Annotated in this window: 15 protein-coding genes; 6 read left to right on the top strand and 9 right to left on the bottom strand. The window is 58.9% G+C overall.

The window, feature by feature from the left end:
* Nucleotides 1-11: 11 nt before the first annotated feature.
* The 6 genes from RY113_RS13795 to dinB all read right to left on the bottom strand — a co-directional run bounded on the left by RY113_RS13795 (nt 12) and on the right by dinB (nt 6611).
* A complete protein-coding gene (locus tag RY113_RS13795; RefSeq protein ID WP_308467736.1) occupies nt 12-1859 on the bottom strand; it encodes a penicillin-binding protein 2 in 1848 nt (615 codons plus the stop codon).
* Nucleotides 1860-1923: 64 nt separating this feature from the next.
* Entirely contained in the window at nt 1924-2574 is a 651-nt protein-coding gene (locus tag RY113_RS13790) for a hypothetical protein (RefSeq protein ID WP_315915021.1), read from the bottom strand.
* Nucleotides 2571-3569, bottom strand: a complete 999-nt coding sequence (rsmH, locus tag RY113_RS13785; protein WP_110106035.1) for a 16S rRNA (cytosine(1402)-N(4))-methyltransferase RsmH — start codon at nt 3567-3569, stop codon at nt 2571-2573. The genes RY113_RS13790 and rsmH overlap by 4 nt, the downstream gene beginning before the upstream one ends.
* Nucleotides 3570-3863: 294 nt before the next feature.
* Entirely contained in the window at nt 3864-4295 is a 432-nt protein-coding gene (gene mraZ, locus RY113_RS13780; protein ID WP_110106034.1) for a division/cell wall cluster transcriptional repressor MraZ, read from the bottom strand.
* 544 nt (nt 4296-4839) lie between these two features.
* A complete protein-coding gene (locus RY113_RS13775; RefSeq protein ID WP_110106033.1) occupies nt 4840-5217 on the bottom strand; it encodes a DUF3040 domain-containing protein in 378 nt (125 codons plus the stop codon).
* Between the two features lie 242 nt (nt 5218-5459).
* On the bottom strand, nt 5460-6611 hold the full coding sequence (gene dinB / locus RY113_RS13770) for a DNA polymerase IV (protein WP_110106226.1): 1152 nt from the start codon (nt 6609-6611) through the stop codon (nt 5460-5462).
* Between the two features lie 218 nt (nt 6612-6829).
* Between dinB and RY113_RS13765 the strand changes: the two genes are divergently transcribed.
* Nucleotides 6830-7399: a hypothetical protein gene (locus RY113_RS13765; protein WP_110106032.1), complete on the top strand. Its 570-nt coding sequence runs from the start codon at nt 6830-6832 to the stop codon at nt 7397-7399.
* 73 nt (nt 7400-7472) lie between these two features.
* Nucleotides 7473-8606, top strand: coding sequence for a polyprenyl synthetase family protein (locus RY113_RS13760; RefSeq protein ID WP_315915020.1), 1134 nt, complete (start codon nt 7473-7475; stop codon nt 8604-8606).
* A gap of 186 nt (nt 8607-8792) precedes the next feature.
* Here the strand turns inward: RY113_RS13760 and RY113_RS13755 are convergent, their stop codons facing one another.
* Nucleotides 8793-9146 (bottom strand): Rv2175c family DNA-binding protein, encoded by a 354-nt coding sequence (locus RY113_RS13755; protein WP_110106225.1) that lies wholly within the window; start codon nt 9144-9146, stop codon nt 8793-8795.
* Nucleotides 9147-9307: 161 nt separating this feature from the next.
* Here RY113_RS13755 and RY113_RS13750 point away from each other — a divergent pair, with 161 nt between their 5' ends.
* Together RY113_RS13750 and RY113_RS13745 are read left to right on the top strand one after the other, a co-directional pair.
* Complete coding sequence (locus RY113_RS13750; RefSeq protein WP_315915019.1) at nt 9308-10933, top strand: LysM peptidoglycan-binding domain-containing protein; 1626 nt, start codon at nt 9308-9310, stop codon at nt 10931-10933.
* An 87-nt stretch (nt 10934-11020) separates the two neighbouring features.
* Nucleotides 11021-13177, top strand: a complete 2157-nt coding sequence (locus RY113_RS13745) for a protein kinase domain-containing protein (protein ID WP_315915017.1) — start codon at nt 11021-11023, stop codon at nt 13175-13177.
* Nucleotides 13178-13368: 191 nt separating this feature from the next.
* On the opposite strand, the gene RY113_RS13740 is transcribed toward RY113_RS13745, so the two are convergent.
* Both RY113_RS13740 and RY113_RS13735 read right to left on the bottom strand, forming a co-directional pair.
* Nucleotides 13369-14766 carry a class II 3-deoxy-7-phosphoheptulonate synthase gene (locus RY113_RS13740; protein ID WP_315915015.1) on the bottom strand — a complete coding sequence of 466 codons (1398 nt, stop codon included), beginning with the start codon at nt 14764-14766 and terminating at the stop codon, nt 13369-13371.
* A 101-nt stretch (nt 14767-14867) separates the two neighbouring features.
* Nucleotides 14868-15812 (bottom strand): lysophospholipid acyltransferase family protein, encoded by a 945-nt coding sequence (locus tag RY113_RS13735; RefSeq protein ID WP_315915013.1) that lies wholly within the window; start codon nt 15810-15812, stop codon nt 14868-14870.
* 178 nt (nt 15813-15990) lie between these two features.
* Between RY113_RS13735 and RY113_RS13730 the strand changes: the two genes are divergently transcribed.
* Both RY113_RS13730 and RY113_RS13725 read left to right on the top strand, forming a co-directional pair.
* Complete coding sequence (locus tag RY113_RS13730; RefSeq protein WP_315915012.1) at nt 15991-16734, top strand: alpha/beta fold hydrolase; 744 nt, start codon at nt 15991-15993, stop codon at nt 16732-16734.
* Nucleotides 16724-17425 (top strand): hypothetical protein, encoded by a 702-nt coding sequence (locus tag RY113_RS13725; RefSeq protein WP_315915011.1) that lies wholly within the window; start codon nt 16724-16726, stop codon nt 17423-17425. The genes RY113_RS13730 and RY113_RS13725 overlap by 11 nt, the downstream gene beginning before the upstream one ends.
* The last annotated feature ends 27 nt before the right edge of the window (nt 17426-17452 follow it).

The following is a 17452-nucleotide window of genomic DNA, read 5'->3' as shown; positions in this document are numbered from 1 at the left end:
CTGATCCGTCATTACTTATAGAACTTGGGGAGCTTGACGGGCGGGGTTGTGGATGGCGGGACATCGTTGCTGCGAAGCACCTGCCCCATTACTTGATTAAACGTATACCCCTGAGTGATTCCATAGACGTTGCCTTGCGGGCGTTGGACCGTTATACCCACCACATAGCGGGGATCGTCCATGGGAGCCATGCCGTAAAAGGAGGTGGTGTAGCCGTCAAAACCAACGCCATTATCGGCAGGGGCCTCGGCAGTTCCTGTCTTACCGCCAGTGCGGTACCCGGGAATGCCAACGACCTTGTAGTCGGTCATGGTCACCACACCTTCAAGCATGTCGCGGGCGTCTTGGGCCGTCTTCGGGCTGATGACCTTCACGCCCGGTGCCTGGGGCAGGGTCTCCACCGTGCCATCAGCGTGGGTGAAGGAGTCGATGATGGCTGGCTTGAGCCGGACACCGTTATTGGCGATGGTCTGAAAAACCATGGTGGTTTGCAGCGGGGTTTGCGCAACACCCTGACCAAACAGCACCGTGTATTGCTGACGGCCGTCCCAGTTCTTCCAATCCGCCAAGATGCCCGGGCTCTCACCAGGCAGTGGAATCCCTGTCTTCTCACCCACACCGAACTTACGCATGTAGTCATAGCGCTGCTGTAGTGAGAGCCGGGACCCTGCCATGACGGTACCTGTGTTCATCGAATCGGTAATGATGCCCGAAAGGGTGCGCTTCTCGGTCCCGTGTGTGAAGGAATCGGAGAAATTCTGTCCGTCAATGCTCAGAGTTGGCGGGACCAGGAACTCACTCATGGGAGTGGCGAGCCCCTCTTCCACGAGTGCCGAAGCAGTCATGATCTTGCTGGTTGAACCAGGCTCAACAGCAGAGCTGACTGTGCGAGAACCAATGTTGCTGGGGTCTGAGGCACCCACATTGTTGGGGTCGTAGGAGTCACTGTCGGCAATAGCAATCATCTTGCCGGTCTTGACTTCCGTCACGGTGATGCTGACCCACTGAGCGTTGTACTGTTCCTTCTGCTGCTGGGCTGCCTGCTGCGCGTAAAACTGGATGTCCTGGTCAATGGTGAGCTTGACGCTCTCCCCGTCAACGGCAGGCACGGTGCGGACCGGAGCAGTGGGAATGATGATGCCGTTCTTGCCCGCCTGGTAGGTGCGTGTGCCGTCGGTTCCGGTCAGCTTGTCATTCATGGTCTGCTCAATGCCGGCCAAGGCTTTGCCTTCCCCGTCAAGGAAACCTACGATCGGCCCGCCAACGGCGCCCATGGGGTAAACACGCTTGGTCACGGCCTCGGAGTAAATACCGGGAATACGCAGATCACCGATTTTCTTCTCGATCAACGGGCTCACGTCCATGGCCACATAGTTGTGGACACGATCTCCTGTCACCGCTTTTTTGATTTCTTCAAACGGCAGGCCCAGTACCTCGGCTAGTTGCTCGATCCCCTCGTCAGTGGTGTAGTTGACGATCTTCCATTTGCCTGTGGCCGGGTCAACAATCGCTTCACCAGTCTTGGGGTCCAGCACCAGATGGTCGTAGTCCGGGAATTCGTTGAAGTTAACCTGCGAAACTGTAATGTTATAGCGAATGATGCTCTCGGCGAGGACCTTGCCCTTGGAGTCAATGATTTTTCCCCGGACAGCCGGAAGGGTTTGCTCCACGGTGCGCTGGTTCTCAGCCGCCTCCGCCATCTTTGACGTATCAAAGCCTTGGACCATAACGAGCCGGCCGGCGATGACGAGCAAAATTGCCATCATGGCTATGAAACCCCAGCGGACACGTACCCTGCCGAGCTTATTAAGTTCCTGTGCAGTTGCACTACGTGCGTCCGGACCTGAGTTTTGTGCCACCGCTTGAATTCCTTGCGTTCCTGACTTCGCGAAATGCTGAAGCGCTCAGTCCATCGTAGAAAAGTTAACTGTCCTTTTGTGCCGGTGCCGGAATGGTGCCGCCATTAAGGTCCGGAACAATCACGGGTGCAGGGACGGGGGCCACGTTCTGGGGCTTCTCTGCAGACTTTTTAGCCTCGATTTTGGCGGCGGGGCTGAGAGGAACCTCAGGCTCTACCTTGGGCCGTGGCTTGTCAACGACGGCAGGTGGGATGTTCACCAGACCCTTGGTGTCTGCCGAGGCTGGCAGAGGAGAGCCGCTGACGGTCTTGGTGCGCACGTCAATCTGCCCGGTTGACCCTGCGGGCACCATGCCGAGGGCCGCAGCGCGGGCGGCCAATTCCTGGGGCGCCTGATTTGCCGCAATATCCTGTTCCATGGTCTGGTTGATTTTGATCAGCTCAGACTGCTGACTCTTCAAATCGACCAAAAGGTATTGACCTTTAGCTACGGAAATACTCATGACCAGAACCACAGCCATGGCGGCCAGCACCATCAGGGCCACGATCGCCGCGAGTGGCGAGCGTGCACGTCGCGGGGTGCTCACCACCAGGGACAACGGTGCCCGAGACTTTCTGGCCGGAGGTTCAAGGGGTATGACGGTGGGTAGCTCAGTCAGCACACGGGCGGCGCTGCCCTCTGTGACAGGGATGGTGCGTAATGCACTCGGGCTCATGCGGCACTCCTGATTCTGATTTTTTCCACGGCCCGCAGGCGAGCTGATGCTGCCCGCGGGTTTTCTGCAATTTCCTGCGCTGTTGGTATTTCGGTGCCCTTAGTGAGGCGTTTCAAGGTGGCTTTGTGTTCTTCAAGCTCCACTGGGAAGCCCGCTGGAGCAGAGGAGCTGGACCCGGCGGCAAAGACGGACTTGACGATTTTGTCTTCCAGCGAGTGGTAGGACATGACCACTGCCCGTCCGTGCAGTCCAAGCGCATCCACGGCAGCGGGAATGGCCTTTTCCAAAACGCTCAGTTCCTCGTTAACTTCAATCCGGAGAGCCTGAAAAGTCCGTTTGGCCGGGTGGCCTCCCGTCTTGGCTGCTCCCGAAGGAACAACATTGCGGATGATCTCCACGAGTTCCCCTGTACGTGTCAGCGGTGCCTTCTCGCGAGCGGCGACAATGTGGTTGGCGATGCGCCCGGCAAATTTCTCTTCACCCCACTTGCGGATGATCCGCACCAGCTCTTCCTCGGAATAGTTGTTGATGACATCCGCTGCGGTCTGACCCCGGCTGGTGTCCATCCGCATGTCCAAAGGTGCATCGAAGGAATAGGCGAAGCCGCGGTCCCGTTCGTCCAGTTGCAGGGAAGAGACTCCCAGATCCATCAGGATCCCGTCAATGCTGGGGATGCCCAGATCATCAAGGACATCTTTGATTTCATCGTAAACAGCATGGACTAAATCGGTGCGATCCTGGAAGGGTGCCAGCCGCTCCCCGGCCAGCCCCAGCGCTTCCATGTCCCTGTCAATGCCGATCAGGTGCAGATCCGGGTACCGCTGAAGCATAGCTTCACTGTGGCCGCCCATACCCAAGGTGGCATCAATGACAACGGGTGTGCGTCCGGCTGCGCGGGCAACCTCAAAAGCGGGTGCGAGTAAGTTGATGCAACGGTCTTTTAGAACGGGAGTGTGGCGTTCGGACGTAGGTGGCGTGGGGTTTTCCGACGTCATCACGACTCCGTTTCTCTTCGGTCAAAACCGGGAGGGGGAGGCAGTTCCCCCATGGCATGGCTCAATGGTGACAATAAAATATCCTGCAGTTACTTCTAAGGTGTTGATCTGGTTCAGCACGCGCCAACGCATCGTTGCGTTATGCCGGCAAGAGACCGTTGCGGTCTTAAACCAGATCCCCCTCCGCGCCAAGCCCCGTCCCGCCTGGCTCCGGGGAAGGTGAGCCAGGTTTGACGGCCTTGCTGGGCGGCTGGAGATCTCATTCAAGACCACCGTGGTACTGGTGTGCTGGTGTTAGCTGATACCCGGAATGCCCATCTCGTCAGTTGCCGAGAAAGCGGTTTCCTTGGCGGCCAGATACTCGTTCCAGGCGTGTGCATCCCAGATTTCCGCGCGGCTGCCGGCACCAATGACAACGAGTTCCTTCTCCAGCCCTGCGTAAGCACGCAATGTGGCCGGAATAGTGACCCGTCCCTGCTTATCTGGAACCTCGTCTGAGGCTCCTGACAGAAAGATTCGAATGTAGTCACGGGCCGCCATATTTGCTAATGGCGCATTCTGCATTTGGTCCAGCACTTTTTCAAACTCTCGTGCGCTGAACACGTAAATACAGTTTTCCTGCCCTTTAGTCAAGACCAGCCCACTGGATAATTCCTCGCGGAATTTTGCTGGCAGGATGATCCGTCCCTTCTCATCAAGACGCGGTGAATGTGTTCCGAGGAACAAGCCGCCACCGCCTTCGTTGTTGAGAGTTGATGACCAATTTAGTCCATTCCCCTCTTACCTGCTCCACATTACTCCACAATCCTCCACCGTCAACTTCATTCACCGGGATCTTTGCGCCGTGTCGTGCCCAGAATTGCCGTAATTACAGGGATCTTTCTGACTATCAAGCGGTGGAGGGAAAATCAACAGTTACGCGTCCTTTAGGGCCCATGCGGCGCCTGTAGAGCCTTTCAGAGCCAATATTGGGGCCATTAGGGGCCCAAGTGGAGGAAATCGGAGTTCCGCATGGCGGCGATGTGAGGGCATGAAAAAAGGCCCCCTCGGGGGCCTTCATGTTTCAAAAATGCTACTCAGATCTGACTACTTCAAAAAACTACTCACAGAGGGATCATCCCAGTTAAGAGAATACAGAGCGCGCTCAAAGATACTTGGGGCCGGGCTGCTTAGCTAAGCAGCCATTCAGGGCCGAGGTTCCATGGCGTGCCGGTGTCGCGTTGCGAGAACGGCACCTCATTGAGGGCACGGTACCTCACTGCGGGCAGTGTCACTGCTCGCGTCGGCGCTCGTCCCATTTTTCCTCAAGGGTGCTCATGAATCCACTCTTTTGCTTTGCGGCGGGCTTAGAACCAGCTCTGCCAGGAGCGCCGGCGTCGGCGCTGAATTTGGGTTTGGATACGGCCACATACACGCCAGCACCCATGACCAGGAAGCCTGCAATGCCCACAATCAGCAGCTGTGTTGCAACACCCCCTAGGAGGACCAACAGCCCAGCAATCATCACCACTACACCGATGACAACGTTGCGCGTTGATATCGCTCGGGTGGGCGAGCTCGACAATGCGTTGGCGAATTTGGGATCTTCAGCATGCAGTTGCTGTTCCAACTGATCGAGCAGTCTCTGCTCGTGCTCGGAGAGGGGCATGACGACCTCCTTCAGGTCAGGGCCGTAGTGTTGTCTCGTTAACGTCTTGCCATCATTGTTAGTTCCCACCTGATCTGCAGAATGTGACGGACATCGTCGCGTTCTGCACCAGCATGCTTGCCAGCAATTTGAAGTCATCAATGAGTCAACTCCTACCTATAACAATAGGCGTGATCGTGCCGAACTGAAACCCGATCGAGCCATGGTGTGGCGGAGTTTCTGAGCGCCGTTGAATCGAGCACTCAATCACGCGGTTTCAGCAACCTGGCAGGACCAATTTTGGCACTCCCAAAACGGGCTGCGATGGCGTCCCCCACCACTTCAGCACTGCGTGACTGGCCGTCCCTCGGATCCAGGGAAAGTTGCAGGGGCGCATCGTGAAGAGCTTCTAGCTTCTCCACCCGGACACCAACAAGGCGGACCAGCTGCCCACGGGGCCCCAAGGCTTTCAACAGGCCCACCGCGGCTGTGTAGATGTTTGCTGCGCTGTCCGTGCTGGCCCCGAGCGTGCGTGAGCGGCTTATCGTTGAAAAATCAGCGTACTTAACCTTCAGCGCCACTGTCCGCCCGCTCAGCTCCGCCTCGCGAAGCCGCGCCGCCACCCGATGAGAGAGCCGCAGCAATTCTCGGGTGAGAAGCTCGTCATCGTGCGTGTCCACCGCAAAAGTTTCCTCAGCCCCAATGCTCTTTTCCTGGCGCTCCGGGGTTACGGCCCGTCCATCAAGGCCCCACGATAAGGCATGCAGGCTCGCCCCCGTGCTGCCCAGCGCCTTTTGCAGCGCCGAGACTGGTGTCCCCGCAATGTCCGCCACTGTGAAGATCCCCAGCCGGGCAAGAGTCTGCGCCGTTTTGGCTCCCACTCCCCACAGCGCCTCCGCGGGAAGGGTGTGTAAGTACTCCACAGTGCGGGCCTTCTCGATCAAGAGCATGCCATTGGGTTTGCACCGCGTGGAAGCTACCTTGGCAACAAATTTACTGGCGGCAATACCCACCGAAGCGGTGATGCCAAGCTCCGCAGCGATGCGGGTCCGGATCTGCGCACCAATCTCCAGCGGCGTGCCGAGCCGGCGCAGGGAGCCGCTGATATCCAGGAAGGCCTCATCCACGCTCAGTTGCTCCACAGTGTCCGTAATGGAGCGAAAAACCTCCATGACCTGGTAAGAAACCTGCCGGTAAAGTTGCTGCTGCGGGGCAATGACAACCGCGTTGGGACAGGCGCGCAGGGCCGTGGACATGGGCATGGCCGAACGGACTCCCCGTGCACGTGCCTCGTAAGAGGCAGAGAGCACCACTGAACGCCCTTCGGGATGTCCCACAATGACCATTTTCCCTTGCAGCTCCGGCCGGGTACGCAGTTCCACCGAAACGAAGAAAGCATCCATGTCAACATGCATGATGGTGCACCCGTCCTGGTTGGGGACGATCGGCTGCGCGGGCGGTTCCTGCTGATTCACCCTTCCAGTCTAGTGATCCGGCGCCACAGACAAACGGCTCGGCGTGAGCAGGCGGCTAAGGCGTTAGGTGGAGAGCACATGCAGGCTGGCAGATCCCCAACATGGGTAAACTGAAGATGATGCCACCACACCGGCACCGACAGCTAAGGAAGACAGCCATGAATCCCACTCCGCTTCGCGCACTGCTACCCCGCCACAGGCAGCTGCTGGCTGCCGCAGCAGTCTCCACAGCCCTGCTCCTGGGTGCCTGTTCCGGCCAAGGCGCCACGGTGGGACCTTCCACCTCCGTATCTGCATCCGCGGCTGCCTCGGCGACCACTCAGGCACCCGGCGCGTCCGCAACAGCCTCTGGCCCAGTCAACAGCTCAGCGGCGCCTTCGGCTCAAACCGCTGTTAAGGAACTCGTTGCCGGTTTTCCCGCCAAAGTCATAGAACTTCCCAAGGGTGCTCAAATCCAGTCCTCGAGCCTGGAGCAGGGCTCACCCGTCTCGGCAGCCTCCGTGACGGCAACCACGGCGCAGACTCCAGCACAGATCCTGGCCTTTTACACCAAGTCACTCACCGGGCAGGGCTTCACTGCCCAACCAGGCGACGCCGTGGATGGTGTGCCCTTGAAAACGTACGTGCGCGCAGCTGGACAGGAAATTGTGACCGTCTCGGTTGTGGTTACCTCCTCCACCTCAACCTTGACCGTCGGTGCGGCTCTTCTGCCAGCCTCGTTGAAGTAGGCTTCTAGCCGGCCGGCCCGCTGGCATCCACCGCCGGCACGGCCGGCCCCTCTCACAGCAAGGAACCGAAAGCATGAACCAGACGCCCGCTCTGCCCGACGCCTCTACTACAAGCGACCCAAAGGCAAGCGCCTCCAGTGCGGACGAACAAGATGCATATATTGCGGCCGTTGCGCTGAAGCTCGATAGCTTCTTGGCGGAGAAGCACCAGCTCTTGGCACGCATTTCCCCGGAAACTTTGGTGCTCATTGATTCCATCAAAACTCTTGTCACCGGCGGAAAGCGGATGCGAGCACTGCTGTGCTATTGGGGTTGGCGGGGCGCTGGAGGCTCCCCCGATTCAACTGCCATCATTGAAGCAGGCGCCGCTTTGGAACTTTTTCAGTCCGCTGCGTTGATTCACGATGACATCATTGACCGCTCCGACACGCGCCGTGGCGGACCCAGCGTCCACAAGCGGTTCAGTACCCTGCACACCGAGCAGAAGTTCTCTCTCGACGAGGAACGTTTTGGCCACGCTGCCGCAATCCTGACCGGCGATCTTTGTTTGTCCCTCAGCGAAGAGATGTTTTCCCGCATTGAGTCCGGCGGCTCCCACCGGGCGCGGGAGGTGTTCAACATCATGCGCACAGAGGTCATGGCGGGGCAGTACCTGGACATTTTGGAGGAAGTATCCGGGCCCTCGAAACCGCATGAGACGGCCGTGGCACGGGCTTTTTCAATCATTCGTTACAAGAGCGCCAAGTATTCCTCCGAACATCCCTTGGCGTTGGGGGGCGCCTTGGCCGGGGCTGAGGAGGCAATGCTGACGAGCTATAGCGCCTTCGCGCTTCCGCTGGGCGAGGCATTCCAGTTGCGTGATGATGTACTGGGCGTGTTTGGTGATCCTGCCAAGACAGGCAAACCCGCTGGTGACGACCTTCGGGAAGGCAAGCGCACTGTTCTGGTAGGGCTGACTATTGACTCCGCAATGACCCACGAGCGTGACTTTTTTGACCAGAACCTGGGGCGTCAGGATCTGACGGAGGCGGAGGTGGAGCGGCTGTGCACCATCATGGTCGATTCCGGTGCACTGGAACGCACCGAGGAGATGATTGCCCAGCTCAGTGCCGAAGCATTCGCGGCTTTGGCAGAGCTACCCGTATCCACCGAGGTCCGTGAGGCGTTAGAGACCTTGGGCCAAAGAGTGGTTTCCAGAACGTCCTGAATTCCAGAACGCCCCGAATACCGCAATGCCTGAGGAACCAAAATGCCTGAGGTACCTCAACGCCTGAGCTACCTGAACGTCTGAGCTACCTGAACATCTTGGGCAGCTCCGGCTAATGAGTATTCGCGTGCCACAGCACGCCAACACTCATTAGCCAGCACTCATTAGCCGGCACTCATAGGAAACCTACCAGCCAAGCGCTGCGGCGCGACGGCGGATTTCTGTTTTTCGGCCCTCGCGCAAGGCGTCAATGGGACGCCCCGGCAAGGATTGATCTTCCGTAAACAGCCATTCAATGGCTTCTTCATCTTCGAAGCCGGCGTCGTGCAGAACCGTGATGGTCCCTCGGAGGCTTTCAAGGATGTGGTCGTCAGTCAGGAACGCGGCGGGCACGGCGCGAATGTTGCGCTCTCCCACACGTGCAGCCAACAGCGAACCATCTTTAACAAGGGCGTGGACTTTGGTTACCGAAATATCTAATTTCTCGGCAACATCGGGCAGGGGCAGCCATTCGCTGACTACTGTTTCAAGATTACTCACCCACAAAGGTTCCCACAGTTTGAGCCCCTGCGCATGATAAATGTGGCGGGTCACTCATTCCAGCTGCCTATATAGGAATTGTTGGGGTAAATTTCCGTTAGTCTCATGAGTAACATTGTCACCATAAGTATCATCCGCAACGGAAAATCGAGGTCCGCTCTATGACTCCCCCACGCCCGTCTGCCACCGGTGGCAAGCAACTGGCAGCAGTAGCCACAGCCGCCATCCCCGTTGTCATGCTCTCTTCCCTAGCCATGGCTGCACCGGCGCACGCCCAAGCAGGGATTCAACCCCATGCCAACCATGGAACCCTGAATACTGCAGATGTGCTCGCTGCGATCCAGGCGCGGACAGCCCAAGCGAAAACATCCAGCATTCCCGCAGCAGTCGTGGCCAGTTCCGTCCCCACTGCCGTCACCGCCAATCTGCACATTGGCAACGCTCAAAGCAGCAAGGCCCTCCTTGCCAAGACCCAGGCCACGGTACGTTACACGGTGCGTGCCGGTGACACAGTTTCAGCAATTGCCGCCAAACACGCTGTCAGCACTTCCTCTGTACTGACTCTGAATAAACTCTCCGGTACCTCCATCATTTACCCCGGTCAGGTTCTTGTGGTCACTGCCGGCTCAGGTGTTTCCAGCAGTACCGGCGCCCCCGCCGCGTCCTCACCCGCTGCCGTGTACACCGTCAAGTCCGGAGACACTCTTGGCGGAATCGCCGCCAAGCACAACATCAGCCTCAACTCGATCTTTTCCTTCAATGGCCTCAGTGGCAGTTCCGTGATCTATCCGGGCCAGAAGATCAAGGTTGGCGGCGCTGCGCAGTCCGGTTCATCCCAGGCCGCGTCGGCCAAGCCCGCTATTACCTCCAGTACATCCCAGAGTTACACCGTCAAGTCCGGGGACACTCTTGGCGGAATTGCCGCCAAGCACAATGTCAGCCTCGGCTCAATCTTTTCACTGAATGCACTGAGCAGTAATTCTGTGATTTACCCGGGCCAAAAGGTCAAGGTGGGCGGGACTGCACAGGCCGGTTCAGCACAGGCCGGTTCAGCACAGGGCGGTTCTGGCGCCGCAGCTAAACCTGCGGCCACTTCCGGGCGTTACACCATCAAGTCCGGGGACACTCTTAGCGGCATTGCCGCCAGGCACGGCGTTAGCATGGCGGCACTGGTCTCGGCCAATGGGATCAGCGCCAATGCCACCATCTACCCGGGCAAGACTCTGTCCATTCCCGGGCTCTCCGCCAGTTCCAGTTCCATCACCCCCATTTCTCCAGGGCCCGGGCTGACCCCGGATCAGAAGGTGCCCAACACCTTCTTGCACTACACGTACCCGGATGCCGTGGTGGCCGACGCCAATAAGAACAAGGCTGCATTGCTCGCCGCACCTTCGCCCACGCGGGCCCAGATGAAGGACATTGTGGCTCGCACGGCCACCAGTATGGGTGTGGATCCGGCACTCGCGTTGGCCTTTGCCCAGCAGGAATCCGGTTTCAACCACCAGTCCGTCTCCCCCGCCAACGCCATTGGCACCATGCAGGTCATCCCGGATGCAGGCGATTGGGCATCCGGACTGGTAGGGCGCAAATTGAACCTGCTGGACCCTCAGGACAATGTCACGGCTGGTGTAGCCATCATCCGCGCCTTGTTGCGCGGAGCACCCACGGAGGACTTGGCCATTGCTGGCTACTACCAGGGGCAGTACTCCGTAAGCGTTCACGGCATGTTCCCCGACACGCGCAACTACGTGGCCGGTATCAAGGCCAACTGGGCGTCGTTCCGCTAAAGATCCGCAACTACGCTCTCAACGAAAAGGGGCGCCAGCACGGTGTTGCTGGCGGCCCCTTCTCATTTCTGCTTCTAAGCTTGAAGAGTGCATGATGACTCACCCGACCCCTTAGTAGGGTCAACTGTTGATGAACGCTATCTGGTCCTGTCCAAGGTGGCGCACGGCGGCATGTCCACCGTCTACCTGGCCAAGGATCTGCGGCTCAACAGAAACATTGCGCTGAAGATTCTGCATCCTCATCTGGCCACCGACAATGCCTTCATCGCCCGGTTGAGCCGGGAGGCGCAGAGCGCTGCCAGCCTGTCCCACCCGCATGTGGTGCAGATTCATGATCATGGTGTGGGACCCCAGCATGCGTACCTGGTCTTTGAGTTCATTGACGGTTACACGCTTCGTGACGTTATTGAGAAAAACGGCGCCCTGACCCCGCGGCTTGCCCTTAACTTTCTGGATCCCGTGGTTGAAGGTCTTGCCGCAGCACACAACGCGGGTCTGGTTCACCGTGACGTCAAACCCGAAAATGTGCTCATCTCCCGCCAGGGCTGGGTGAAAATCGGAGACTTTGGCCTCTCCCGCGCGGTAACCAACTCCACCAACACTGGCGCACTCTTTGGCACCGTGGGATACATCGCCCCCGAATTGGCGCGCGGCGAAGGCGGGGATGCCCGGAGTGACATCTACTCAGCCGGCGTGATGCTCTATGAACTCCTCACCGGCCACCAGCCTTTCCGCGCTACGATCCCCGTGGCCGTGGTCATGTCTCACCTGCAGGAGCAGATGCCGGCGCCCTCCGAGGACGTCCCAGGTCTGCCGCCGGTCATGGATGAGCTGGTGCGCTACATGACCGAGAAGGATCCCGACCACCGCCCTGCCAACGGTGGCGCCCTCTTGGAGGACCTGCGCCATATCCGGGCGTCACTGAGCCCCGCTGAGCTTGACTTTGGCACCGGAACCGCGCCCAGCATCCCCCTGTTCGCCGAGCATCCCACCATCGCCCTGGGTCAGGCAAACACAACGGTGCTCGCCGTTCCAAGTTTCCCTACCTCCGAGCTGCCCCGCTCCCCGCGGCTATATGTTGAGGATCCCCATGCGGAACAGTATGCCGCTACGCGCCCTGAGCACCTCCAAGACCAGCACCTCCAAGACCAGTACGACGCCGGTCACTCACTCACCGCTGCTATCCCCACCTTCGCCCCTGGCCTAGGCGCCAGCGGCGCCCCGGGTAGTGATGAGGCTCCAGAGGGTGGCGGCACCCCGTCCGCTCCCCTGAGCAAGCGGCAGGCTTCCGCCGCGGCAAAGGCGAAGACTAAGGCCGCTGCGACACCGCAAAAAGATCTAGGTCCCAAGCATCCGCTCCGACGGTCGTTGCTGTGGATTATGCTCGTGCTGGTGCTTATTGTCCTCACTGCCGGGGCTGGTTGGTTTCTGGCCATGGGACCCGGGGCTCTGGCAACCATCCCGGAAGTGGGCAACAAGAGTGTTGAACAAGCGCTCACCGTCCTCCACGGTGAGGGATTCGAAACGACCTCAACCACTGATGTTCATGACGAAAAGGTGGCGGCTGGTTTTGTTATCGCCACCGACCCAGGCGCTGGCAGTTCACAGCGTAAATTCAGCCATGTCACCGTCCAGGTCTCGATCGGCCCGGTTCTCTACGTTGTACCGAAGCTGACAGGCCAGCCGAAGGACAGCGCAGCCAAGTCACTGGCGGATGCGAAACTTTCCATGGGTACTCTGACGGAAGAATTCAATGAGAACGTGGCAGCCGGAGTGGTGCTTAAGCAGGATCCTGGCGCTGGCAAGGAATTCCGTGCCAACACCAAGGTGAATTTGGTTCTCTCCAAGGGGCCCAAACCGATTCCTGTGCCCACCGTTGTAAACAAGTCCCAGGGTGATGCCGTGACTGCGCTGAGCGCTGTTGGGCTGGTGGCCGTAATTGCCCCGGAACAAGTCTTTAGCCGCACGGTACCTGCGGGCTCTGTGGTCACAGCATCCCCGGATTCTGGCACACTGACCGCAGGCGGCAAGGTCACCCTGACTATCTCCAAGGGCCCTCGGATGATCGAGGTCCCGAATCTGGTGGGTAAGCAGGTCGATGTGGCCACCAAGGAACTCAAAGACCTGGGCTTTGAGGTCAACGTGGAGAACTTCCTGGGCGGCTTCTTCGGCACCGTCCGCATCCAAACCCCCGAGGGTGGGCTGGCGCCGGAGGGATCCACAATAGTCCTCAAAGTAGTCTAAGACATCCGGCCCACCCTGTAATTCCCAAAGCACCTGAATCGTCAAGGACGTTAACCTCAAAATCTTGTGCTCTACCACTGGTGAATGAACGAACCACTGGTGAATGAACAACGGCGGCCCGCATCTTCCCAAAGGAAGGTGCGGGCCGCCGTCGTCAACGCGTGCCCTTATTTGGACTTGCGCAGGGTGCCCTATTTGGACTTGCGCAGAGCTTCTGAAACTAGGAACGCCATTTCCAGGGACTGCTTGTGGTTCAGGCGCGGATCGCAGACTGACTCATAGCCGGTCAGGAATGCTTCCTGATCCACGGGGTCGGCACCGCCGAGGCACTCGGCCACGTCGTCGCCTGTCATCTCCACGTGCAGGCCACCCGGGAAGGTGCCCTGGGCCTGGTGGACCTCAAAGAAGCCACGGACCTCGTCAATGACATCGTCAAAGTTGCGGGTCTTGTAACCATTGGGCGAGGTGACTGTGTTGCCGTGCATGGGGTCCGTTACCCACAGGACCTGGGCACCCGAAGCAGTAACCTTTTCCAGCAGGTTGGGGAGCTTCTCACGAATATTGTTCGCACCCATACGGGTAATGAACGTCAGGCGGCCAGGCTCGCGGTTGGGATCGAGCTTCTCAATCAGAGCCAGTGCATCGTCCGGGGACGTGGTGGGCCCAAGCTTGACACCGATGGGGTTGCGCACGCGTGAGAGGAATTCCACGTGTGCCTGGTCCAGGTCCCGGGTACGCTCACCAATCCACAGGAAGTGTGCGGAGGTGTCGTAAGGCAAGCCGGTGCGTGAATCGATGCGTGTCAGTGCCCGCTCGTAGTCCAGCAGCAGGGCCTCGTGGCTGGCGAAGAACTCAACGGTCTTCAGAGCTTCGAAGTCGGCGCCACAGGATGCCATGAACTTGATGGCACTATCAATTTCCTTGGCCAAGGCCTCGTAGCGGCTGTGAGCCGGGTTGGAGGTGAAGCCGCGGTTCCACTCGTGGACGCTGCGTAAATCGGCAAAGCCACCCTGTGTGAAGGCACGGATCAGGTTCAGCGTGGAGGCTGAGGTGTGGTAAGCCTTGAGCATGCGGGCGGGATCATGCTGGCGTGATTCAGGGGTGAATTCATAACCGTTAACAATGTCTCCACGGTATGCCGGGAGAGTTACACCGTCGCGCGTTTCATCATTGGAAGAGCGTGGCTTGGCAAACTGGCCAGCCATGCGTCCCATCTTGATAACGGGAAGCTGCGCACCGTAGGTGAGTACCACCGCCATCTGCAAAATGGTCTTGACCCGCGAACTGATCTTGTCAGCCGTTGCAGCTTCAAAGGTCTCGGCACAGTCGCCACCCTGGAGCAGGAACGCGTTGCCCTGGGCCGCTTGGGCCAGACGGGAGCGCAGCACATCAACTTCACCGGCAAACACCAGAGGAGGAAGCGCGGACAGTTCCTTGACCGTGGGCGCAAAGGACGGGGAATCGGACCAGGTGGGCTGCTGCGCAATCGGCAGACCACGCCAGTCATCAAGGCCTGGATAGACGGCAGCACCGGGGACGGAAATTCCGGCGGCGGGTGCAGAAGATGCATTAGAAGTTAGCTCAGTCACCCCTCAACCCTATCCCCTCCGAAGCAGCAGCTGCTAACCAGTCCATTCACTGAGATGTTATGGATAAATGAATCGGCGAGCACCTGGCATCCCAGAGGGGATTAGCGTGCTTCCGGGCCCGACTCCGGACTTGCCTGCGAGCCAGTTTCCAGGCCGGCAGTCTCGCCGGGCACTACCTTCGGGGATTCGCTACCTTGATCCTGCACAGGCATTTGTTCCTGCACAGGCTTCTTGGCTCCGATCACAGTCACTGCGCCTGGCGCAAGAGTCCTTACGGGATCGAGCCGAACAGCGTCAGTTGCGCTCTTGGTCCCGGCAGGATCCTTGCTTAGGGCTTCCTTGGCGGAGGCAAGTTTTGCGGATTTCTCCGCGGCGATCTTGTCCTTGACGGTGGAGGCATATGAGTCCACATATTCTTGCCCGGATAGCCGCATGAGCTCATACATGATTTCATCCGTCACAGAGCGCTGCACAAACCTGTCATCAGCCATCCCCTGGTAGCGACTGAAATCCATGGGTTCACCGAAAATGACACCCAGCCGCCGGACAGTGGGAATGCGTCTGCCAATGGGTTGGACCTTGTCCGTGCCAATCATGGCCACTGGAATAACGGGCACATTGGCTGTCAACACCAGTTTGGCGACACCTACTTTTCCACGATAGAGGCGGCCATCTGGGCTGCGGGTTCCTTCCGGATAGATTCCCAGCAGCCCGCCATCATTGAGCACTTCAACACCAGTGCCGAGGGAGTTTGCGGATGCAGCACCACCTGAACGGTCCATGGGCAGCTGGTTGGTCAGTTTAAAGAACGCTGCTGTGAGCCGGCCTTTGATTCCGCGCCCGGTGAAGTAATCACTCTTGGCCAGAAATACCACGGGCCGGGGCACCATGAGCGGCATAAAGATAGAATCCGAGAAGGAGAGGTGGTTGCTGGCAAGAACGGCCGGGCCATCCACGGGCAGATTGTCCAAGCCCTTAGTCCAGGGACGGAAAAGCACCTTTAATACCGGGCCCAGAAAAATCTTCTTCAGTACCCAATAGATCACGGTGGCATTCCTCCTCTTGCGCGCTAAGCGCACTTACTGCCCAGCTCCTTGCGGTACCCCCGCTGTGGACGTATCAACAGTAGTCTAGTGACAGCACCACCGAATCGCGGCAGCACGGCCGCATCAATGCCACACATAATCTCCGCCAGAATGGCCGGGGCGCAAAGGAGTCAGTGCCATGGCGCAATCATTCCGTTACGAGGGCCACGGGGAACTTGCTCGGATTGGGGTGGCCGTGAGTCACGGCTTCACCGGCTCAACAGTGAGTATGCAGGGCTGGAGTGACTACCTCGCTGATGCCGGGTTCGCCGTCAACATGCCCTTGCTGGCCGGGCATGGCACCTCATGGCAGGACTTGGCGAAGACTCCCTGGCAGCACTGGTACAGGGATTTCGAGGCCGCGTACCTGGAATTGGCTGCCCGCTGCGACACGGTTTTTGTGGCCGGCCTGTCCATGGGTGGCGCGCTGGCGTTACGGGTTGCAGCACTGCATCCGGTAGCTGGCGTGGCTCTGGTTAACCCAGGCTTAACATTCGCTGATAAACGAGCCGCCTACTCGGGTCTGCTGAAATTCGTGCTCAAAAGCGTTCCCGCCATAGGCGATGACATTAAGGCTGCCAATATCAATGAAGGCGCCTACTCCCGCACACCCGTTGCCGCCGTCCATCAGCTCTCCGCGCTTTTCACGGACACCGCCCGTCTGCTCCCCCAGATCACTGCACCCACCCTGGTGTTCCGTTCCACCGTGGACCATGTGGTTCCCGATTCGAGCATCGATGTTCTCAAAGCCGGCTTGCACAACGCCCAGCTAACGCTGGTTCCTTTGGAAAACAGTTACCATGTAGCGACCATGGACAATGACGCGCCTCAGATCTTTTCCCAGTCCGCAGACTTCTTTCGGAGGAACACTCATGCAATCTGATCCAGGCGCGGGCACCCCGCACACGGGAGACGACGACGAGGTCTGGCGGGACCTCGTGGCACGCTTGGAAGAGGCAGAGGACGCCTTTTTGGAAGATAATTCTGAAGGGAACACCGAGGATCAAGGCGGACCAGAGGTAGGCGGTTCCCCTGATGCAGGTGGTACCCCTGATTCCAACACGGTTTCTGATACCAGCACGGCTTCTGCTGCGGGAGGATCTTCTAATATGGGCACGGCCCTTGATTCGGGCGCTGCCTCGCCCAGCGGTCCCGGCGCCGAAACGCCCAAGACGGTCATTGATTTTGATCCCCTCGGTGTTTGGCACGCTCAGGAATCCCCCGCACCCCGGGAGCCTGCTGCGGGCAACCGGTTTGGTCAGTCCCCCGGTGCAGCTGGTGACGGTAGCGCAGCCTTTGGTCCGCGAGATTATGAGTTCGACGAAGACGATGACGAAGGATTTGTTCCGGAGGAACTCCCCAGTCTGAGCGCCTCCGATCCGGCCATCGTCCTGTCTTGGATTGGTGCAGCCGGTGGCCCACTCTTTTTGGTGTTTTCGGCCATCTTCTGGCGCCACGCCCCTATGATGCTGGTGGTGGCGGTAATCCTCGCCTTCATTGCCGGCACAGGTTACCTGTTGTTCCGGCTTCCCCATCATCGCGACGACGACGGTGGTGACGGCGCAGTCGTTTAGCTGATGGTACTCAAGTTGGCGCGGTTC

Source organism: Arthrobacter sp. lap29, from assembly GCF_032458965.1.
Classification (GTDB): domain Bacteria; phylum Actinomycetota; class Actinomycetes; order Actinomycetales; family Micrococcaceae; genus Specibacter; species Specibacter psychrochitiniphilus.
The sequence above is the reverse complement of the archived record's forward strand: the minus strand, read 5'-3'. Positions and strand labels throughout refer to the sequence as shown.